The following is a 21,300-nucleotide window of genomic DNA, read 5'->3' on the forward strand; positions in this document are numbered from 1 at the left end:
ACGGTCCTTCGGCCTCCAGGCGGATGGAGCCCGCTCGCGTTCGAAGCAGCCGCAAGACCTTCGCCAACGCCCTGTTTAGTGGGCAATTTTCCGGTAAACTTCGTGTACCTCACATTCTGGAGATGGAAGACAAAATTCCACCAGCGTGGCAGTCACGCTGGTCGACGAATCGGAGAAATAGCGCAAAGACTCATTTCAGTCCCCGTTAACCCGAACTCCGTAGCAATACAGGCCACAGTCGGAGAATCAACGACAAATTGTTCACACAGGCCATCTGAACTGTCAGCACTGAGCGATCCAACGAATTCGGCGAGCGCGCATGCCTCGACGGCAACAACCCCGGAGGTGGCCGTGACGTCCCTGTTGTCGAGTGAGCCACGTGATCCATTGCACGGCAATGGTATTCGTCCATTCACCGTCGGCGTGGAAGAGGAGTTCGTTCTCGTCGATCCGGCCACCGGCCTGCCCTCGCTGACGAACACCATCGTCGCGGCGCGCGCCCCGGATGCCGAACTGCAACTGGAACTATCTCAGTGTCAGGTCGAGACCTGTACACCGGTGTGCGCGAGCATTCCGGAGTTGCACCGCGAACTCCGGCGGGCGCGACTCTCGGTCACGCGGGCAGCGGCACGCGCGGGGGCGCGGGCACTGGCGGTGGGGGTACCGATCTGGGGTCCACCGCCCGGGTCCGTCACCGACACCCCCAGATACCGGCTCATGGCCGCGCATTTCGGCGAACTGGCCGAGCAGGTGATCTGCGGTTGCCACGTCCATGTCTGTGTGCCCGACCGCGACGTCGCGGTGCAGGTCAGCAATCACCTGCGCCCTTGGCTGCCAACCCTGTTGGCGCTGACGGCGAACTCCCCGATCACCGGTGGCACCGATACCGGATACGCCAGCTGGCGCCACCGGCTGTGGGCACGGTGGCCCAGCGCCGGTCCTCCCCCGTACCTGCGATCCGCCGCCGACTACGACGACGCGGTGGCCAAGCTCGTCGAGGACGGGCACATCCTCGACACCGCGATGGTCTATTGGGATGTGCGGTTGTCCTCGCATCTGCCCACGATCGAGATCCGCATCAGCGACGTTCCGGCCACGGTCGAGGAAACGGCTCTCTTCGCGAGCCTTGTCCGTGCACTGGTCATCACCTCCGTCGCGGCTGTGGACAGCGGGCGGCCGTCCGACCCTGTCGGCCTTGCACACCTACGGGCGGCATGCCGACGCGCGGCCCGCGACGGTCTGGCGGGCCCGCAATTTCGCACGGCTACAAAGCATTCCGTTCCCCTGCGGGGATCCGTTGCACACCTGCTGTCCCATATCCGCCCCGCTCTCGAACAGTCCGGCGACTACGAATTCACGCGCGGTGCGTTGGCGGCAGTTCTGCGGGACGGCAACGGCGCTGTTCGGCAACGCGAGGCATTGCGCATCGGAGGCCCCACTCAGGTCGTGAAGCAGCTGTCACGATCGACCACCGAAGGGTGCGCGGCCACCGAGGACCGTCAGCCGGCGTGACGGCCGGATCGCACACCACGGCCGGACTCCACGCGCGACGCCGGCTTTCGGCACCGATCCCACGCCTTGACGAATATTCCCGATCGGGCCGACGATAGATCCATGGCCTGGCGACAACGAATTGTTTCGGGCCGAGCAAGTCATCGGGAATCTTGTCACGGGCACGCGCTTGCGCTGTCTACCGGCCTATTCTCAGGGACGTGATGTTCACACACTTTTCACCGATGTCCGAATAACTATTTCGTTCCACTTCTCGTCCGAAAGAGTTGCCCGGCAAGCGATCAGCGAATACATCTGCGGCAGGTGAACGATGAACCCGATGCTGGACGCCGGGGCCGAAGCGAGGCACACCGTGGGTCACGAACGTTTCCGCTGTCTCCCGGCGATTCGCATCACCGACCTCGTCGCGCGCGATCGGCGGGCCGAGGAGTGAGCGACGAACCCCACGCCCGGGGTCGGTGCTGGGCGAGCCGGGCAGCCTTCTTCTTCGCCGCTGCCGCGGTCGTGATTCCGGTGTTGTTCGCCGGCTTGCTGGGCGCGCTTGCCGTGTTCATCACCAGCATCGGAGGTGTCGTGGTCACGGTGGCCGCGCTGTACTGGTTCTTGACCACGCGCGGAGTCCTGCGGTGGGTGTCGCTGAGCGTCGCAGTGCTCGTGCCGGTCACCGTCTTCATCCTGTTGATCCGCGCGCAGTTGCTGTGGGTGATTCCGTTGACGTGCCTGACCGCCCTGCTGGCCGTCGTATGCGCACGCGTCGCGTTGCGCGCCGAAATGTCGGAGGTCCCCGCAACCGAATATCCCGCGCCGCCGCCGCGCCATCCGTTCCTGATCATGAATCCGCGCTCCGGCGGCGGAAAGGTCGCGCAGTTCGGGCTGCGCGACAAAGCCGAGCGACTCGGCGCCGAAGTCGTCATGCTGGACGGACCGGACACCATCGACGTCGTCGCCGTCGCGCGACAGGCGGTCGCACGCGGCGCGGACCTGCTCGGCGTGGCAGGCGGTGACGGAACACAAGCCCTCGTCGCGGGCGTGGCGGCCGAACACCACCTGCCGTTCATGGTCATCAGCGCCGGCACGCGCAACCACTTCGCCATGGACCTCGGCCTCGATCGCGCGAATCCCGCGGCGGGACTCGACGCGCTCCGAGACGGGGTGGAGCTGCGCGTCGATCTCGGCCGGATCAACGGTCACCCCTTCGTCAACAACGCGTCGTTCGGCGTCTACGCCGAAATCGTGCGCAGTCCCGCCTATCGCAACGACAAGACCGCGACCGTCCTGCGACTTCTTCCCGACCTTCTCGCCGGGCATACCGGCACGCGGCTCGTCGCCCATATCGGCAACACGACGGTCGAGGCACCACAGGCGATCCTGGTGAGCAACAATCCCTACGGCCTCAGTGATCTGGCCGGCCTGAGCCGCCGTGACCGCCTCGACAGCGGCGCACTCGGCGCAGTCACACTCTCGGTGTCCAATACCCGCGACGCCGTCGGATTACTTCGCCGCACTCATAGCCGAGGACTGACACAGCGAACCGCGATCGACGTTGTGGTCGACGCCGACACCCCGCGGATCGCGGTCGGGGTGGACGGCGAATCGCTCCTCCTGGACACCCCCGTGCGGTGCGTCGTCCAACCCGAGGCCCTACGAGTGCGGGTTCCGCGAAGCAGGCCCGGAACACGCACTGCCGCACCGCCACTCGATTGGATCACACTTCTCGACATCGCCCGCCGCCCGCCGACCCGACCCACGATCCTCGGGAACACGCGTTGAGTGTCGACGCCACCGACAACCTCACCGAAACCGACGCCGTTACCCGGTTCGCCCTGGTATCAACCCCGCACCAGCTATGGTTCAGTTATTGATCCACACCGCATCGAGGCAGGAGTCGTCGTGGCGAAGTTGGAGATCAACAGAAAGTCCGAGCTCTCCCGCCGAGAAGTGTCCGAGCGGCTCATCGCGATCGGACAGGCCCTTGCCGCCGGCTCCGACGTGGAACTGGGATCCGAGGGCGACACGATCGATATCGTCGTCCCCGACCGCGTCCACCTGGAACTCGAAATCGAGATCGACGGCGACGAAACCGAGATCGAGATCGAGATCAGCTGGCGTGAAGAACCTACCGGCGACTCGGTCGCCGACGGCCTGTAGGCATGCGGTGCCGGAAGTCCCAGAACCGGCAGATCGGCCACTGCACGGTGTGGGAAAGGCAGGCGGCCAGAATGATCAGCCGATGCCGCAAGCGCACCGGAAAGCCGTGGTACTCGATGGTGCGCAGGCCGATGTGGTGGAGTCTTGACTGCCGTTGAATCGAGTACCACGCTGGAAATGCAGCATATATAATCCAGCGCTCTATTCGAGGAGACGATGGAGCTATGTCCAGCGAACATCTGTCCGAAGAGCCTCAATCGCAACGAGGAGCCAAAGGCTCGCGAGACACAGGGTCGGAAACACCGGGCGGCGGCTCGACCGATCGCCCAGCCGGCACATTCGACCAGGAAGAAGTCACGTCGACTCGGGACCACAACCCAGCCGAAGACGACATTGCCACCACGGGGACGCTCCCTCCCGCGGACACCGAACCGGCAATCCCGCCCTACGAAGGCCGCCGAACGAGCACAGGAGAGATCGCCGGCGCCACCGCACAGGACAGCGACGCCGAGACCGGGGGCGCGAAACACCCGGTGACCGACTCGGAGTTCAAATCCCCGGCCCCTGAGAAGACTCCCGGCGGGGCCACCGCCGCGCCCGCCGAAGAGAAACCCGCGTCGCAGGCCCCCGAAACCGACGCCACCGACGAAGGCGTGGAGGGTGGCCATCACGGTGGCGTGCGCAGAGCCGAGGACCAGCCTCGCGAATCCCGGCCGCGGTAACCCACCGGCCCCGTTCGAATGAAGGACATGCCCCGGCCCGAGTTCGGGCCGTAGTCGCCGCTGCGCGGTTGCGGCACAGCAACTTTCGGGCTCGAGCGGGTAGACCGGTCTGTCATCGGAGTGAAGGCGGGTAGACGGAGGTCACCGCTGGCGACCATGCGGCTTCGGGAGCAAATCCGATCCGCGATCGAAACTCGATACGGCCCGGAGTGTTGACCCGCGGCATCGCTTTGGCTACTCTCTGATCATATGACTTAGTCGTATGAATCCGATGGGCGAGGGAAGCTTCGATGCGTTTCGCGGATCCGCAACCGTCCGACAGTGATGTGCACCTCCGAATCTGGCTGGGCGACATGGCTTTCGACTTCCGCGCTACCCGTGCGGCAGCCCACACGTTCTTCACCGAATGGGGACATCGACGCCGGGAGGCCATCGAGCTGGTTGTCGAAACACTTTGCGACCCAAGACTTTTGCCACGCCTTCCGTGCGAGCGATTGTTTCACGATCCGGCGAGCTGAGCTGGTATCCGAGTCCACTCCCGTTCGCGAGGAAGCCACGTCGGTCGGGAATCCGAACTTCGAGGGACACAGATATGGAAATCCATCGTCAGGCGGGCGTCGCGGTATCGATGCCGTCGACGCTCGTCGTACAGCAACGATCGCGAGAAGTTCTCGATCACTTCGAGGTCTGCCCCGCATGCGGCTACGCCGCACACGCATACCTGACAACCACGTACTACGCGGACGGCAGGACCACCGTCACCACGCGTGGGACATGCGGACTCCCCTGCGGTTGGTCCGGCCCCACCGAAGTGCGGAAGATGACCGGACCGACTCGCCGCGAACCGATTTCGCGCAATCGCTGACGGTGGAGTGCGGCGTACGACTCGCCACGCGGCGTGCCACAGGAGATGCGCATCAATCGCCGAAGTGTGTGTCGAGATGGTGCGCCGCGTCGGCGACAGCACGCCTGGCCTTGTCGATGACGGCCACCTCGGTGAAGAAGCCGTGCGGGACACCGTCGTACTGGCGGATTTCCACCTCGGCGCCGGCGCGCGCCGCCGTTGCGGCGAAATGCTCGTAGTTCGACCTCGTGACGTCCACCTCGGCCGCCACCAGCAAGGTCGGCGGCAGCGCGTGCAGCGTCGTCGACAGGATGGGCACAGCGCGCGGATCCAGATCCGCTTCCCCGCCCGCGGCGTAATTCGACCAGAACCACAGCGCGTCGGTCTTGCAGAGGACCGGCGCGTGCTCGAAGGCGTCCCAGGACGGGCCCGTGTGGGCGTTCGACGTCGCAGGGTAGGCCAGGACGAGCGCCCTCGGTGCGGCGCGGCGCGCTTCGGCCAACGCGGTGCAGACCGACAGCGCGAGATTTCCACCGGCGCTGTCACCGGCCAGGGCGATCCGGGATGGGTCGACACCGAGTGACCCGGCCTCGCGCCGGACCCACTCGTAGGTCCGGAGGCAATCGTCGGCAGCCGCCGGAAAGACATGTTCGGGAGCGCGCCGATAGTCCACCGAGATGACGACGCACCCGGCCTCGACACACAGCAATCTGCAGACATCGTCGACGCCGTTCAATGTGCCCACCACGAACCCGCCGCCGTGGATGTAGATCAAGGCGGGCAGTTCGGATGCGGACGACGGGCGGTAACACCGCACTCGCAGCGGACCGCCGGGACCGTCGACGATCCGCTCTTCGACGTTGTGCACCGGCCGTATCGGCTGTGGGGCGGGGTCGACCGTGTCGAAGATCGACCGCACGCCCGCCACCCCGTACCGGGCGTACGGGGGTTCCGGCGCCTGATCGAGCAGCGCTTGCGCGAGCGTGCGCGCGTCCTCGTCGAGCAGGTCGAGCATCGCGGTTACGGACAGGCCCATCCGAGCCTCCTTCCAGGCCACCTACCACCTCGCTTCGTCGCACGAAGCGGGTCGCGGGTATTGACAGGACACCCGATTAGATCACATGATTAAGTCACATGACCACAGCTGCAGAGAGGCAGACATGTCCGATTCAACGAGTCACGCGGTGACCGGCAACGTGGCGGTGATAGACCGCCCCACCCCGATGGTTCTGTCGGTGGCGCGTCGTCTTCGCGACGCGTTTGCCCGTGGTGCGACGTTCACCGCGACCGACGACGTCAGGACGGTCCGCCTGTCTTCGGCCACCGACGCGCAGCAGGCCTTCGTCACCTTCGCCGGCACGGAGATCACCGTCGCCGCCGACAGCGGCGCCGAGCCGGACCTCAGCTGGGAGGTGCACTGGCCCGATCCGGTGCCGGCCGAGACCCCGGGCGAGGCGCTGGACGGCTTCGCGAAAGAGATGCAGGTGTTGCTGTCGGGTGCGGACATCGACTGGCGCTCGGCGGCGGAGTCTTTCTGGGAGCGCGCGAGCGCGCTCCGCGGAATGCCGGGCGGCCTCGGTATCTACTGCTTCGACGAGAACGAATTCGCCGCGTTCGGCGACGTCGAGAACAACGGCTATTCGTTCCTCGGCTCGGCGGCCGCGCTGTCGCGCATGTTCGGCGGCCGGACGCTGGTCATGGAAGAACTCCAAGGCGGTGAGCTGGCGCTGCACGGCTCGCTGTCCGATCTCTCGGCGCTCGTCGGCGCCAATCTGAAGGTGGTGTGCGGTGAGCTCTGACCGTTTCGAAGACATGAACTCCGTGTCGCGCGTGCGTCTCGAGGCGACCAACCATGACGGCGTCCTGATCGGCAAGACGCTCTCCGCCGCGAAGTACCGATCGTGCCGGGGGAAGGGCATCACACTCCCCGACCTGGCCCTGGGCTTGGACCTCAACAATCATTCCGCTCTCGGGTTCGGTTTCCCGGCATGGCGGCGCGACGGTCTGATGACCGACATCGAGCTGCGGCCGGACGAGAGCACGCTGATCGAATGGAAGCCCGGCATGGCTTCGGTGATCGGTGACCTGTGGACTCTGCGGGGCGAGCCCGTGCAGGCAGATCCCCGGCAGGCGCTCAAGCGGATCGCGGCCGCGTACACCGAGCGCGGTCTGAACATCCTGGCGTGCGTGGAGATCGAAGCGACGGTCTTCCAGGAGTCCGTCGAGCAGGCGCGCGCACAGCAGTACCAGAACCTCACGCCGCTCGGAGGCACCGCCGGAGCCGCGCTGGTCCATGCGAAGTCTCCGGATTACACGGAGTACGTGGAAGCGGTCGCCGCTCGCTTCGATGAGATCGGCATTCCGTGGGAGGCGTGGTCCGACGAGGCCGCGAGCGGTCAGATCGAGTTCAACATCGCCCCGGCCGATCCGGTCACGGCCGCGGACCGGTGGGCACGCGCCCGTCAGGTCATGCGCGAGGTCGCCTACTCCCTGGGGCGTTCGGTGACCTTCATGTCGAAGTGGTCCGCGGAGTACGGGCAGGGCGCCCACCTCAACGTCTCGGTCAGCGACGAGAACGGCAACATCTTCTTCGACGCGAACGAGCCGAAGGTTCCGAGTGAGCGGATGCTGCACTTCCTCGGTGGCGTGATGAGCACGCTCGAGGCATCGACCAGCTTCGCCCTGCCGACCATCACCGCCTACCGGCGGCTGCAGGAGCTCGAAGGGCCGCCGACCACCCAGACCTGGGGTGTCGCGAACAAATCGTGTGCTGTTCGCGCGGTGCTGGCCGGCGCCTCGGCCACCCGCCTGGAGTACCGGCTGCCGTCCGCGGATTCGAACGTGTACTCCACGCTGGCCGCGTTCCTGGCCGGTGGCCTGCTGGGACTCGACGAGAAGTCGGCGCCTCCCCCACCCTTCGAGCAGATGGCGTGGGCGCTGGCGCCGGGTGTCGTTCCCGCGGTCCCGAAGAACCTCTACGACGCGGTCACCGCGCTGGAAGCCGACGACCAGCTGCGCCGGTATCTCGGAGACGAATTCATCGACTACTGGATCGGCCTTCGTCGCTGGGAGTGGCTGTCGTTCCACACCGAAACCGAACGCGACGACGACCAGATCTCGGTCTGGGAGTCCCTGCGCTACTTCGAGCTCGCATGACCGGCGACGAACACGTGCGGGCTCTGGCCGCCGCTGTCCCCACATCCTTCGGGATGTGGGAGGGCGGGACGTGGGCCGATGCGAGCAACTCCGAGACCCTCCCCCTGCGCGATCCGTGGGCGGGCGAGCAGTTCACCACCGTGCCCGCCGCCACCGCCGCCGATGTCGATCGCATAGTCGAGAATGCCCGGGCCGCCTTCGACAGCGGTGTGTGGTCGCGGATGGCGCCGACGGCGCGGGGCCGCGTCCTGATCGCCTGGGCGGACCTGATCGAGCGGGATGCCGATCAACTCGCCGTGCTGATCTCCCGCGAGATGGGAAAGCCGTTCCACCAGGCCCGCGACTTCGAGCTCGCCTCCGCGGTACGGAATCTCCGCTGGTACGGCGAGCTGGCGGACAAGCTGATGGACGAGTCTCCGCGTGGCCTCCAGGACGCGCTTGCTCTGGTGACGCGCGAGCCGCTCGGTGTGGTGGCCGCCATCACGCCGTGGAACTTTCCGATCAGCCTCGCCATGCTCAAACTCGCGCCGGCGCTGACGGCGGGAAACAGCGTCGTGCTCAAGCCCGCGTTGCAGACCTCGGCGTCCTCGCTGCGCTTGGCCGAGCTGAGCAGTCTGGCCGGACTTCCCGACGGGGTGCTGCAGGTGGTCACCGGACGCGGCGCGACCGTGGGCACGGCGCTGAGCCGGCACCACAGCGTCGCCTGCGTGACCTTCACCGGATCGACCGAGGTCGGTCTGCGGCTACTCGCCGACTCCGCGGTCTCCAACGGGAAGCCGGTATCCCTCGAACTCGGTGGAAAGTCACCGAACATCATCTTCGCCGACGCCCCCGATCTCGAACAGGCCGTTCGCACCGCGACCTGGGCGTTCACCTTCAACACCGGGCAGATGTGCACCGCCGGGTCGCGGCTGTTCGTGGAGCAGCCGGTGTACGACCAGGTGGTCGCCGGTGTGTGTGCTCAGGTCTCGACCCTCACGATGGGCGATCCGCTCGACCCGAATACCGTGCTCGGCCCGCTGAGCAGCCGCAACCAGTGCGACACCGTCCTCGAATTCGTCAAATCCGGTGTGCGCGACGGAGCCACGCTGTTGGCGGGCCGGGAACAGCCGCTCGACGAGGAGCGCTCCCTGGTCGCGCCGGCGGTCTTCGTCGACACGAACCCGTCGATGCAGATCACGCGCGCGGAGATCTTCGGGCCCGTCGTGTGCATCCAGCCGTTCCGCGACGAGGAGGAAGCGCTCCGGCTCGCCAATGACACCGATTTCGGGCTCGGCGCGTCGGTGTGGACCCGCGACGTCTCGCGGATCCACCGGATGGCAAGGGGACTCGATGCCGGGAACGTCTGGGTCAACTCCTACGAGGAAGGCGTGCCGTCGACACCTTTCGCGGGCCGGAAGCTGTCCGGCAACGGCGCCGACAAAGGCACCTACGCCCTGGACAAGTACTCCCAGCTGAAGACGACCTGGATCACCCTCTAGACCCGGGCCGGATTGCGGCCATCGCAGCAGACACAGTGCCGCCAGCGGTGCGGTAGGTAGCAGCCACGCACCAACGGCCAGAGCGGAGACAGGTTTATGCCAGTGAATATCACCGCCGCCGTGCTCAATACGGCGCCGGGAAAGCTCGAGCTGGAAACGCTCGTCCTGGACGATCCCGGTCCGGACGAGGTGCTCATCGATGTGCGGTACGCGGGATTGTGCCGTTCCGACCTCCACGAGATCGAAGGCGCGTGGCCGGCCACCTGCCCGACCCTCCTGGGTCACGAGGCATCCGGTGTGGTTCGCGGCGTCGGTGATCGGGTCGCCACCCTGCGCCCCGGCGACCACGTGGTGACCTGCTTGAGCATCTACTGCGGGGAATGCCGGTTCTGCCTGTCCGGCCGGATGACCCTGTGTACCCGCCGTAGCTCCCTGGGGAGCCGGTCGCAACCCGTCCTGGTCAACGCGCGAGGACAGTCCGTGCACCCGACCGCGCGGCTCGGGACGTTCGCCGAGGCGACGGTGGTGCACGAGCACTCGGCGGTACGCATTCCCGACACGATGCCCCTGGCCGCCGCCTCGATCCTCGGATGCGCGGTGGTGACCGGGTTGAGCTCGGTATTCCGCAGCGCGCGTGTGGAACCCGGGTCGACGGTCGCCGTCGTGGGCTGCGGTGGCATCGGCGTCGCGGCGATCCAGGGCGCTCGGCTTGCGGGTGCTCGCGAGATCATCGCCGTCGACGCGGTCGAGGCCCGGTTGACCGATGCCGTGAAGTTCGGGGCCACCGCGACTGTGCGAGCCGGGTCCGGCGACACGGTGGCGGCGGTGCGGGAGCTGACTCAGGGCGGGGTCGACTATTCGTTCGAGGCCGTCGGGCTCGCCGCCACCGTGGAGCAGGCGTTCGCGATGCTGGGCCCGGGCGGCACGGCCACCGTGGTCGGTCTGGTTCCGGACAGTCAGCCGATATCGCTGCGCGCCTCGGAGCTGTTCCTGCTCGAGAAGCGGCTGCAGGGAGCGCTGATGGGCTCGAATCAATTCCCGGCCGACATCCCCGGCTACGTCCGGTATTACGAGCAGGGCCGGCTGAATCTCGACGACATGGTGTCGGCGATCGTGAGCCTGGAGCAGATCAACGAGGGTTTCGAGCTCATGAGAAACGCCGGCGGCACGCGGGTGGTCGCGCGCATCGGGGGTGACTCGTGAAGCCCGTCATCGCGATCACCGGCCGGCGGATCTCCGCCGAAACGCTCGTGGGCGTCGACAGCCGCTGGGCAGCATGCCGAGCCGACATGTTCTGGGCCGAGTTCGACTTGAAGATCTCCGAGGCCGGTGGCATTCCCGTCCTGCTTCCCTACGAGTCCGCGGGGCCCGAAGTCATCGCACGCGTCGACGCATTGGTGATGACCGGCGGCCAGGACGTCGACCCCGAACTCTGGGGTGGACCACCTTCCCCGCCCAACTCGACCGGCGGCGAGGTACTGACGATCGACCGGCGCCGCGACGAGTACGAGATCGCCCTGGTACGTCACGCCATCGCGCGCGGCATACCGGTGCTCGGGATATGTCGTGGCCTGCAGGTCCTCAACGTCGCGCTCGGCGGCACGCTGATTCCGGATCTGAGTGATCTGGGGATCAGGCACTACTCCCTCGCCGCTGTCCCCGACCGGCGCCCGGACCGCGAACACCCGGTCGACTTCGCCGAGGGAACCCTCGCCGCGCGGCTCTACGGAGCACGGGCTCGAGTGAACTCGTGGCACCACCAAGCGGTCGATCGCCCCGGTGAAGGTCTGGTGGTTTCCGGCCGAGCCCCCGACGGCGTGGTCGAGGCCATCGAGCTGCCCGGTCGGCCGGTTCTCGGCCTGCAATGGCACCCCGAGGCCATCGTCGAGCTCGACCCTTGTTTTCCCTGGCTTGTCGAGCAGGCACAGGTTGCCGAAGCAGTCGCCGCTTCCGCCGGCGAGCTCAACGATTAGGAGATGGATGTGAACGGCCCGGCCGAGATCGACGTCGTCATCGTCGGCGCCGGTATTTCCGGAATTGCCGCCGCTGCCGAACTGCAACGGAAATGTCCCGGCAAAAGTTTCGCGGTGCTGGAGATGCGCGAATCCCTGGGTGGCACCTGGGATCTGTTCACCTACCCGGGCATACGCTCCGACAGCGACATGTTCACGTTGGGCTACGGCTTCAAGCCCTGGACCGAACGGGAGGCGATCGCTTCCGGCGGGGCGATCAAGAACTATCTGCAGGAGACCGCCGATCAGTTCGGCATCACCGAGAAGATCCGGTTCGGAACCCGTCTGGTCTCCGCGTCGTGGAGCAGCGCGGACGACACCTGGACCCTCGGATTGCGCGCCGCGGACGGCGACACACAGCTGCGCTGCCGGTTCCTCCACCTCGCCACCGGCTACTACAGCTACCGCGGTGGGTTCAATCCCGAACTCCCCGGCGAGGATTCGTTCGAAGGCCGGGTGGTCCACCCACAGGAGTGGCCGGAGGATCTCGACTACCGGGGCCGCAAGGTCGCGGTGATCGGGTCGGGGGCCACCGCCATCACGCTCGTTCCCAGTCTCGCGGGCGAGACGGCGAAGGTCACCATGGTCCAGCGGTCGCCCACCTACGTGTCCATCGCGCCGGCCGTCGATCCCGAAGCCGAGCGCTTGCGCGAGGAGATGGGTCCCGAGGCCGCGTTCAGCCGGATCCGTCTGCGTAATCTGCACGCCCAGCAGGAGACCTACCGTTACGCGCGGCAACACCCGCAGGAATTCAAGAGGGCGATATTCGACGCCATCGACGAGGTCGTCGGCGTCGAGGTCCGCAAAGCGCACTTCACTCCGACATACGAGCCGTGGGATCAGCGCGTGTGCCTGGTGCCCGGCGCCGATCTGTTCCAGGCGATCCGCGACGGATCCGCGGACGTCGTCACCGGCCACATCGACCGGCTCACCCCGACCGGCGTGGCGATGCGGGACGGGACGCATGTCGAGGCCGACATCATCGTGAAGGCGACGGGCCTGAACCTCGTCATGGGCGGTGAGGCGACATTCGACGTCGACGGTGAGATCGTCGACTTCGGGAGCTGCTGGACCTACAAGGGCCTGGCGTTGTCCGGAGTGCCGAACCTGACCTACGCGTTCGGGTTCGTGAATTCGTCGTGGACGCTGCGGATCGAAGCGGTCGACGACTTCTTGTGCCGCGTTCTCGGGCATATGGACGAAGTCGGCGCGCGACGGGTCACCCCCACTCTGGCACCGGGCGACGACGCCATGCCGCAGCTCCCCTACACCGCGGGTGTGACCTCGGGGTATATGCAGCGAGCTGCCCGGCGCATGCCGGTACAAGGGGACCACGAGCCCTGGCTCAATCCGCAGAACTATGCCGAAACCATGCGACTGCTGGAGTCGGTCGACGACGACGTTCTCCGCTATGTCTGATCCGAATACGACCGCGGCGACGCACGCCTGGGCAGCGATGACGCCCACGGCGTTCCTCGACCGCGCCGCGGCAGCACACGGATCCCGTATCGCGGTCGTCGACGGCGACCTGCGCTGGACCTACACCGAATTCCGCGATCGGTGCCGACGGCTGGCGGGCGGGTTACGAGAGCTCGCCGCCGGCCGGCCGGTGGCGGTCCTGGCACCCAACACTCACGAACTTCTGGAAGCCCACTACGGCGTGCCCTGGGCGGGAGTTCCCTTGGTAGCCCTCAACACTCGACTCGGGATCCGGGAGTTGACCTACATCCTGGAGCATTCCGGTAGCGGGGTGATCGTCTGCGATGCCCGGTACGCGAGCCTTGTTCGCGAGGTCTGCGAGGCCCTGGAGATGCCTCCGGTGGTCATCGGCTCGGGCTGCGCCGACTCCGACTACGAGAAACTGATCGCGCGCGCCGAACCCTGCCGGGAACAGATCACCGACGAAAGTTCGCTGCTGGCAATCAATTACACCTCCGGCACCACGGGAGCGCCGAAGGGGGTCATGTACCACCATCGCGGTGCGTACCTGCAGTCGCTGGCCATGGCGAGCCATTTCGCGCTCGGCCCGCACTCGGTCCACCTGTGGACACTGCCCATGTTCCATTGCAACGGATGGTGTTTCACCTGGGCGGTCACGGCGGCCGGCGGCACGCACGTATGCCTGCCCAAGGTCGAGCCCGCCGACATATGGCGACTGATCCGGCAGGAGCGGGTCACGTCCCTCAACGGCGCCCCGGCGGTGCTCGACATGATCGCGCATTTCGACGATGCCACGATGCTGTCGCGCGCCGTATCGGTGGGCACCGGAGGGGCGCCCCCCGCGCCGGCGGTGCTGCGCCGGATGGCGCGCCTCGGGTTCGACATCACGCACCTCTACGGGCTGACCGAAAGCTTCGGCCCCGCGCTCATCTGCGAGCCGGTGCCCGAGTGGGAGGGTCTCGACGACGAGGCCGTGATCCGGCTGAAGGCACGCCAAGGAGTCGGCAACGTGGTGTCCCTGCCGCCGCGGGTGGTCGACGAGGCCGGCACCGACGTCCCCGCCGACGGCAGGACGATCGGTGAGATCGCACTGCGCGGCAACAACGTCATGCTCGGCTACCTCGGCGACGAGGCCGCCACCCGGGAGGCGATTCCGGACGGCTGGTTCCGGACCGGCGATCTCGCGGTGCGCCATCACGACGGGTATGTCGAGCTGCGCGACCGAAGTAAGGACATCATCATCAGCGGGGGTGAGAACATCGCCAGCGTCGAGGTCGAGCACGTCCTCGCCGAGCATCCCGCGGTGCTCGAGGCGGCCGTCGTCGGCACCGCCGATCCTCGCTGGGGAGAGATCCCTGTCGCATTCGTGCATCTCGCACCCGGCGCCGGAGCCACGGCCGAGGAACTCGTGGCGCACGTCAAACGGAGCCTGGCGCGCTACAAGGCTCCTCGCAAGGTTCTCTTCGGTCCGCTTCCCAAGACGTCGACGGGCAAGACCCAGAAGTACCTGCTGAGAGCCCGAGCGGCCGAAGCACATTCGCCGGCAACGGACGGTACGGGCGGCGATCGCGGGGCCTGACCCCGATCTCGTTTCGCCGGAACGTATTCGGCTGCCGACCGCGCAACCAACCTCTGTGGAAACCAGGCAGGACCTACTTCCGAATCCCGCTGCACATTGCCGGGATCCCCGCGCAGAGCACATCGGCGAAGGCATCGGCCCGCGCCCGATCCCGATCCGAGGCCCACTGCAACACAAGTCCGTCGGTGGCGCCGATCAGCACCGCGCCGAGATTCTCGATGGCCTCCGCGCGTGCGCCGGGCCCTGCCGCGCGCTGCAACACGTCGGTGACCGCCCGCAGGAAGACGTCGTAGGCCTCTTTCGCCAGCGCCGGCCGATTACGGGTCATCCACATGTACAGATCGACTTCCGCCAACGCGTAGTCCGGGTGCTCCATGAGCCAGCGCACCGATCGCCGGACGACTTCTACCGCGGTCGCCTCGAGCTCGTCCGGCTCGATGGAGGTGAACTGCTTGGTGATTTCGGCGGCGAGATACTCGAAGACGGCGAGGAAGAGGCCGTCCTTGTCTCGGAAGCAGTAGTGCAGAGAGGCCAGAGGAGCGTCGGCCGCTTCGGCGATCCTGCGCGTCGTCGCACTCCCGACCCCGCGCTCGGCGATGACTCGGACCGCCGCATCGATGAACTGCACGGAACGGTCCTCTGTCGACACGTGGGCCAATCGTTTCACCTCATTCGCTCATTGGCGCACGTAGGCGCTCTGAATGTTTGATCAAGTCAAGCGTACAGACAGCGGCTTCCCAGGCGCGCGCACCATCCGTGCGGGAGTGACGGCAAACACGATTTTTCGGACGAGTCTTCGATTCGCTCTTGACACCCGGTGTGGCGCGGCACACAATCAGATCATTCGATCAGATCAAGTGATTAAGACATTTGATCGGACGTGGGAATGGAGAGTTATGACCACCGAAGCCAAGGCCGCTCTACGATCCGTGGCGGCGACGGCCCCCCTCGCCGAGATCCTCGACATCGTCGCCGAGGACGGCGGCGTGATCATCGAGAACTTCCTCTCGGCGGAGCAGATCGCGCGATTCAACGCCGAGGTCGAGCAGCCCATGGCAGCGCTGGCTCCCGGCTCGACCCATGAGGACGAGATCGTCGCGGAGTTCCACGGCCGCAACACCAAGCGGCTGACGAACCTGGTGACGCACAGCAAGACCTTCCGCGAGGAGATCCTCGAGCAGGACTTGATCCACGACCTCTGCGACGCCCTGTTCCTCGAGGAGTCCGGTACCTACTGGCTGACCACCGCGCAGCTCATCGAGATCGGCCCCGGCAACCGCGCACAGTTCCTGCATCGGGACCTGGAGAACTGGTACCCGTTCGTCGGTATGGGCCCACAGGGACCCGAGGTGTGCGTGAACTTCATGATCGCGTTCACCGACTTCACCGAGGAGAACGGCGCCACGCGGGTCATCCCGGGCAGCCACCTCTGGGACGACTTCGAAAATCGCGGCACCCCCGAGGACACCATCCCCGCGGTCATGAAGGCCGGTGACGCGTTCTTCTACAGCGGCAAGACCGTGCACGGCGGCGGAGCGAACGTCACGACCGACCAGTACCGCCGGGGACTGGCCTTCCCGCTCAACCTGGGCTTCCTGACCGGCGAGGAGGCCTACCCGTTCCTCGTCGACATGGAGATCGCGAAGCAGCTCTCGCCGCGGGTGCAGCGGATTCTCGGTTTCCGTTCCCAGTACCCCAAGGGCTCGCCCGGCCTCTGGCAGGTGGACTACAGCGAGCTCGCGGACTACCTGAAGCTCTGAGGTGCCGGTCGGCACAACTCTCGCCTCGCGACCTGCCGGAGAGGCGACGAGCCTCTCCGGCAGGTCCGCTCGCAGCCCTCAAGGATATGTATGGGAATCGACTCCTCCAGAACCGCATTCGAGCGGACCCGTCGCAGCGTCGGCGGTGGCGTCAGTTCGGGCCTTCGCGCCGCGATGCGGCCGGTTCCGCTCTTCGTCGAGCGGGGCCACGGAGCTCACCTCTGGGACCTCGACGGGGACCGCTACGTCGACTACGTGATGGCCTGGGGACCGTTGGTCCACGGCCACAGCCACCCGCACATCATCGACGCGGTGGCACGAGTCGCGACCTCGATGCAGGTCGTCGGGATGGGCCATCGTCTCGAGTACGAAGCCGCCGAGGCGGTACTCGCATCCGTGCCCGGTGCACAGCGTCTCGTATGGACGAACACCGGAACCGAGGCCGTGCAGGTCGCCTTGAGGTTCGCGCGGGCGGCGACCGGCAGACACCGCATCGTCAAGTTCGCGAAGGCCTACCACGGCTGGCACGACAGCGTGTACGCGAGCATGGGCGCGGACGACACGGGTGAGTCACCCGTTCCCGCCGCCCTCGGACAGAGCCCGAATGCCCACGCCGACTTGATCATCAGCCGGTTCAACGACACCGCCGCGATCGCCGAACTGCTGGCCCGCGCCGAAGAGCGCCGAATCGCCGCCGTGCTCGTCGACCCGATCATGAGCAACGCCGGCGTGCTCACACCGGAACCCGGCTTCCTCGAAACCCTGCGCAGTCTGTGCGACCGGCACGGCGTCGTGCTGATCTTCGACGAGGTGATCACCGGGTTCCGGATAGCCCGCGGCGGCGCGGCCGAGAGATTCGGTGTGCGCCCGGATCTCTCGGTGTTCGGTAAGGCGATCGCCGGTGGGTTCACGCAGAGTGCGGTCGTCGGTCGCGCGGACATCATCGATCTGGTGGAGCACGGCCTCACTCACGCCGGAACGTTCAACGGCAACCCGATCGCGCTCGCATCGGTGAAAGCCGCGATGGAATTGTCCGCCGCGCCGGGCGTATTCGAGAAACTGGAAGATCTGGGAGACGCCTTCGAGCAGGCGATCACCGACGTGCTGGTGTCGACCGGTGCGCCCGGCAGTCTCCGGCGCGTCGGGTCGCTCGCGCAGTTCGTGCCGCGCGATCAGGCGACGAGTCTGCACGGCACGGACGGACTGTGGGCCGAGATCGCGGCCGGCATGCTCGAATCGGGTGTCGTCTTCATGCCGTCCGGAAAGATCTTCCTCAGCACCGCACACACGCTCGCCGACATCGGAGAAACGGCCTCGCGCCTCGAGCGAGTCCTGCAGCAGGTGTCTGCCCGTTCCGCATAGCGCGAACAGCAACCGATCCGATCCCCCAGCCGCGACGCGGACGGGTCCTCCACCCGAACGGACGGCCGCCGTGCCGCCGTTCATACGCCCCCGTCACCCGTTCCGCGTCACGCCGGTGCTCGACGCGGCTGGGCGAGTGCGGCGTACCTACTCCGAATTCTGTTGAATCGAAGGAATTCTCGATGAATACGCTCGCAATGGCATTGCTTCTGGCCGCCGACACGTGGATGGCGGCGGCCGGCCTCTACTACGGGGTGCGGATCATTCGCCGCCACCGCAACTACCTGCTCGGTCTCGAATGGCTGGTGATCGGGATATCGGGCACGAACGTTCTCTTCCTGGCCGCCACCGGAATCGATCATTCGAGCGTGAGCTACCACCTGATGGTGTTCTTCGACGCGTTCTCGCGGTCGTTCGGCATGACGCTGGTGTTCGTACTCGGCATGATGGCGGTGACCCGCGGGTACCGCGCCTCGCTTGTGGTGGAGGCCGCCGCCTTCGGGGCAGCGACCGTGGTCGGGCTGTGGCGAACGATCGACGTGCGGCCCGTCAGCCCGCAATGGTCGCTGTTCTACCTCGCACTGAATCTCGCTGTCGCGGTGTTCATGGTGACGGTCGCCGGCCGGCTGTGGCGGATCGGTGAACGACGTTGCGCGGCCTGGGTTTTCATCGCGACGTTACTCGGGGCGACCATCGCGTCGACCTATGACTTCGTCCATATTCCCGGCGACGACGCCGACCACACATTGTTCTACATTCCGGCACTGGCGATCTGGGCGCTCATGATCACGACCTACTACCACGGCTACCGGGCACTCGATGATCACAATCGGGGACTCGCGCGCGGTGGGCGAACGGGCAATTCGGCGGTGCCCTCAGTGCACGCCGACAGGCCACTCGACTGAACCGGGCTTCCCACCGGGCCGGAAACTACGGCCACTCTTCCCACATCGCCGAAACAACGCCCGTCGATTGCCGTCCACGGGCTGCGAACTCACCGCACACCGCTTCGTGCAGTGTTTCGCGCGAGCATTCTCGCCACCACCGCGCCAGGACGTGACGCACCCATTCCCATTCACCGAAGTTCGGAAAGCACCATGACAGCTCAAGATTCGCCCACACCCGCGACAGATACGGAAACCGGTACCTCCGTATCCACCGACGCAACGCCCACGGCCATCACTCTCAATCACACCGGAACTGCATTCATCTGGATGTATGTCCTGGCGATCTTCGGTGTGTGGACTGCCGTTCTGACCCCGACCATGATCACTTTAGCACTCCGGGTCGCGCAGGCTGTCCCCGCCCATACCTCCGTGGCCTATTCGGCGATCGCGGCGACGGGCGCTCTCGTCTCACTGCCCGCGGGCCCGTTCTTCGGGCGCCTGGCCGATATCACCATGTCGCGCTTCGGCCGGCGACGGCCATGGCTGGTGGTCGCAGCCACCACCATCATGGCGGGCAACGCAATTGTCGCCGTTTCCGGCACCATCGCCGGGCTCATCGTCGGATGGATCATCGTCTCGGTGGCCGGCACCATCGGATTGACGGTGTTGTGGTCCATGCTCGCGGATTCCATTCCGCCGGAGCGCGCGGGTTTCGTCGCCGGTCTCGCCGGTGCGGCACAGGGTGTGGGGCTCATCGCGGGGACCTTCATCGTCCGCATCACCCCGGGAATGACCGCGCGCCTTCTCGTTCCGGCAGCTCTCGGCGCCGGACTCGTCCTGATATTCGTCGCCATTCTCCGGGAAACCGATTTCGCCGGACATGTCCGGCCGATCTTCAATATCCGCGACTTCGCCCGGACGCTCTATTTCGATCCGCGTAAGGCACCCGACTTCGGCTGGTGCCTGGCCTCCATCTTCGGTATCACCCTCGGTGCGGCGGTGGTGGCGACCTTTCTGGTCTACTTCCTGCAAATCGAGCTGAAGCTCGACGACGCCGCCCTGGTTCCCACCGTCTTCGAGGCGACGCTGATCATCAACGGTACGGCGTCGATCATCAGTCCCCTGGGCGGCCGCTTCGCCGACCGGATCGGCAGGCGCAAACCCTTGTTCGCCGCCGCGGGCCTGCTCGTCGCCGTCGGATGCACCGTGATGGATGTCGTCGGCACCATCCCCGAATTCCTCACCGGCTGTGTGTTTTTCGGCATCGGATACGGTCTGCTGCTCGGGCAGATGCTGGCCTTGGCAGCATCCACGATGACCTCGTGGGAGAACGCGGCCCGCGATCTCGGGCTGGTCGTGCTGACCCAGTCGGCGGCATTGATGGTCGCACCGCTCGTGGCCCCCGCACTCCTCGCCATCGACGGCCCGAACAACTACCGCCTGCTGTACGCCTTCGGCGCGGCCGCCGCCCTGCTCGCGGTGCCGGCGCTACTCGGCATCCGGCGCCGGTGCTGAGCCGGCAGATCCTCGAAACAACTATCCGCACAACAGAAATCGGATGACATGAAAATCAACAACCTGGTCGCGACCACCTGCCTCACCGCACTCACCGTCGGCCTGACGACCGCTGTCGCCTGCGCCGAACCCGCACCCGCGAATCCGGCGCTTCCCCCGAATTCGAGTATTCGCACCGCCGTCCTTCCGGGTATCCACTACACCTCGAGCATCGTCGACGGATCGGTGCGGATCAGCACCGACGGCGGCTCACTCACGGTGCGCGGCAACCAGTTCCAGGTGCTCGACGCGCAGGGCAACCTCGCCGCCGGGTTCCCGCTCACCTACCGCAAGGACGACAAGGACTGGCCCATCGCGGCACGGATCGACGGCAACACCGCGACCCTGACCCCCGGTACCGACCCCGCGTCGGCCCGGCCCGCCACTCCGGTGGAGCTTCCGCGTCCGGTCGCGTCCGACGCACAGTTCCAGAATGCGATGGCCACGGCCGCCACCGAATTCGGATTGGCGATCAGCGTCGGCACCTTGATCGGCACACTCATCGGCCTCCCGCTGGGCTGTATCGCGGGCGCACTGACCGTGGGAACCATCACCTTCCCGGTTTTCTTCGCCGGTGCGCTCGGCGGATGCCTGGCCGGCGCCGCGGTCGGCGTCGCCTTGGGGACCGCCGCCGGGATCATCCTGGTCGGCGTGCCCGTCGGCATTGCCGCCCTGATCGACTTCACCAACCAGGTCACCGCCCCCGACCCGGCGACCACGCCCGCCTGATGAAAGATGCCGCAGTGGCCTGGCGCCTCATCGTCGCCTCCGTATCTCCACGACGGAGGCGACCGTGATGGACTTCGAGGAGCGGGCTTCCGACCGGCGGCGGGCGGACATCGG

General features: G+C 66.5%; 19 protein-coding genes. 17 read left to right on the top strand and 2 right to left on the bottom strand.

Annotated features, from left to right (window positions below; all coding sequences use genetic code 11):
• Nucleotides 1-423: 423 nt before the first annotated feature.
• The 5 genes from NMI01S_RS07235 to NMI01S_RS34725 all read left to right on the top strand — a co-directional run bounded on the left by NMI01S_RS07235 (nucleotide 424) and on the right by NMI01S_RS34725 (nucleotide 4,900).
• Nucleotides 424-1,512: a carboxylate-amine ligase gene (locus NMI01S_RS07235; protein WP_369689902.1), complete on the top strand. Its 1,089-nt coding sequence runs from the start codon at nucleotides 424-426 to the stop codon at nucleotides 1,510-1,512.
• Nucleotides 1,513-1,941: 429 nt separating this feature from the next.
• Nucleotides 1,942-3,282, top strand: coding sequence for a diacylglycerol/lipid kinase family protein (locus NMI01S_RS07240; RefSeq protein ID WP_062995219.1), 1,341 nt, complete (start codon nucleotides 1,942-1,944; stop codon nucleotides 3,280-3,282).
• A gap of 120 nt (nucleotides 3,283-3,402) precedes the next feature.
• Nucleotides 3,403-3,660: an amphi-Trp domain-containing protein gene (locus NMI01S_RS07245; protein ID WP_084512633.1), complete on the top strand. Its 258-nt coding sequence runs from the start codon at nucleotides 3,403-3,405 to the stop codon at nucleotides 3,658-3,660.
• A 224-nt stretch (nucleotides 3,661-3,884) separates the two neighbouring features.
• Entirely contained in the window at nucleotides 3,885-4,382 is a 498-nt protein-coding gene (locus NMI01S_RS07250; RefSeq protein ID WP_062995220.1) for a hypothetical protein, read from the top strand.
• A 290-nt stretch (nucleotides 4,383-4,672) separates the two neighbouring features.
• Nucleotides 4,673-4,900: a hypothetical protein gene (locus NMI01S_RS34725; protein WP_157126074.1), complete on the top strand. Its 228-nt coding sequence runs from the start codon at nucleotides 4,673-4,675 to the stop codon at nucleotides 4,898-4,900.
• Between the two features lie 399 nt (nucleotides 4,901-5,299).
• Here the strand turns inward: NMI01S_RS34725 and NMI01S_RS07260 are convergent, their stop codons facing one another.
• The gene (locus NMI01S_RS07260; protein ID WP_062995222.1) at nucleotides 5,300-6,262 is read right to left on the bottom strand and encodes an alpha/beta hydrolase; all 963 of its coding nucleotides are present in this window, start codon (nucleotides 6,260-6,262) and stop codon (nucleotides 5,300-5,302) included.
• 124 nt (nucleotides 6,263-6,386) lie between these two features.
• On the opposite strand from NMI01S_RS07260, the gene NMI01S_RS07265 reads away from it, so the two are divergent.
• The 7 genes from NMI01S_RS07265 to NMI01S_RS07295 all read left to right on the top strand — a co-directional run bounded on the left by NMI01S_RS07265 (nucleotide 6,387) and on the right by NMI01S_RS07295 (nucleotide 14,894).
• The gene (locus NMI01S_RS07265) at nucleotides 6,387-7,025 is read left to right on the top strand and encodes a hypothetical protein (protein WP_157126075.1); all 639 of its coding nucleotides are present in this window, start codon (nucleotides 6,387-6,389) and stop codon (nucleotides 7,023-7,025) included.
• Nucleotides 7,015-8,382, top strand: a complete 1,368-nt coding sequence (locus NMI01S_RS07270) for a glutamine synthetase family protein (protein ID WP_245716753.1) — start codon at nucleotides 7,015-7,017, stop codon at nucleotides 8,380-8,382. Before NMI01S_RS07265 ends, NMI01S_RS07270 begins: the two co-directional genes overlap by 11 nt.
• A complete protein-coding gene (locus tag NMI01S_RS07275) occupies nucleotides 8,379-9,863 on the top strand; it encodes an aldehyde dehydrogenase family protein (protein ID WP_062995225.1) in 1,485 nt (494 codons plus the stop codon). The genes NMI01S_RS07270 and NMI01S_RS07275 overlap by 4 nt, the downstream gene beginning before the upstream one ends.
• Before the next feature lie 96 nt (nucleotides 9,864-9,959).
• Nucleotides 9,960-11,066 (top strand): Zn-dependent alcohol dehydrogenase, encoded by a 1,107-nt coding sequence (locus NMI01S_RS07280; RefSeq protein WP_062995226.1) that lies wholly within the window; start codon nucleotides 9,960-9,962, stop codon nucleotides 11,064-11,066.
• On the top strand, nucleotides 11,063-11,836 hold the full coding sequence (locus tag NMI01S_RS34730) for a gamma-glutamyl-gamma-aminobutyrate hydrolase family protein (RefSeq protein ID WP_062995227.1): 774 nt from the start codon (nucleotides 11,063-11,065) through the stop codon (nucleotides 11,834-11,836). The genes NMI01S_RS07280 and NMI01S_RS34730 overlap by 4 nt, the downstream gene beginning before the upstream one ends.
• 3 nt (nucleotides 11,837-11,839) lie before the next feature.
• The gene (locus tag NMI01S_RS07290; protein WP_062995228.1) at nucleotides 11,840-13,294 is read left to right on the top strand and encodes a flavin-containing monooxygenase; all 1,455 of its coding nucleotides are present in this window, start codon (nucleotides 11,840-11,842) and stop codon (nucleotides 13,292-13,294) included.
• Complete coding sequence (locus tag NMI01S_RS07295) at nucleotides 13,287-14,894, top strand: AMP-binding protein (protein WP_062995229.1); 1,608 nt, start codon at nucleotides 13,287-13,289, stop codon at nucleotides 14,892-14,894. The genes NMI01S_RS07290 and NMI01S_RS07295 overlap by 8 nt, the downstream gene beginning before the upstream one ends.
• Before the next feature lie 73 nt (nucleotides 14,895-14,967).
• Here NMI01S_RS07295 and NMI01S_RS07300 read toward each other — a convergent pair whose 3' ends face one another.
• Entirely contained in the window at nucleotides 14,968-15,522 is a 555-nt protein-coding gene (locus NMI01S_RS07300) for a TetR/AcrR family transcriptional regulator (RefSeq protein ID WP_062995230.1), read from the bottom strand.
• A gap of 268 nt (nucleotides 15,523-15,790) precedes the next feature.
• Between NMI01S_RS07300 and NMI01S_RS07305 the strand changes: the two genes are divergently transcribed.
• The 5 genes from NMI01S_RS07305 (at nucleotide 15,791) to NMI01S_RS07325 (ending at nucleotide 21,186) form a co-directional block, all read left to right on the top strand.
• Entirely contained in the window at nucleotides 15,791-16,654 is an 864-nt protein-coding gene (locus tag NMI01S_RS07305; RefSeq protein WP_062995231.1) for a phytanoyl-CoA dioxygenase family protein, read from the top strand.
• 90 nt (nucleotides 16,655-16,744) lie between these two features.
• On the top strand, nucleotides 16,745-18,016 hold the full coding sequence (locus NMI01S_RS07310) for an aspartate aminotransferase family protein (protein ID WP_062995232.1): 1,272 nt from the start codon (nucleotides 16,745-16,747) through the stop codon (nucleotides 18,014-18,016).
• A 182-nt stretch (nucleotides 18,017-18,198) separates the two neighbouring features.
• Complete coding sequence (locus NMI01S_RS07315; protein ID WP_063920674.1) at nucleotides 18,199-18,921, top strand: hypothetical protein; 723 nt, start codon at nucleotides 18,199-18,201, stop codon at nucleotides 18,919-18,921.
• Nucleotides 18,922-19,113: 192 nt separating this feature from the next.
• The gene (locus tag NMI01S_RS07320) at nucleotides 19,114-20,418 is read left to right on the top strand and encodes an MFS transporter (RefSeq protein WP_084512639.1); all 1,305 of its coding nucleotides are present in this window, start codon (nucleotides 19,114-19,116) and stop codon (nucleotides 20,416-20,418) included.
• Between the two features lie 48 nt (nucleotides 20,419-20,466).
• On the top strand, nucleotides 20,467-21,186 hold the full coding sequence (locus tag NMI01S_RS07325; RefSeq protein WP_062995234.1) for a DUF8020 domain-containing protein: 720 nt from the start codon (nucleotides 20,467-20,469) through the stop codon (nucleotides 21,184-21,186).
• Nucleotides 21,187-21,300 lie beyond the last annotated feature (114 nt).

The organism is Nocardia mikamii NBRC 108933 (assembly GCF_001613505.1).
Classification (GTDB): Bacteria; Actinomycetota; Actinomycetes; order Mycobacteriales; family Mycobacteriaceae; genus Nocardia; species Nocardia mikamii.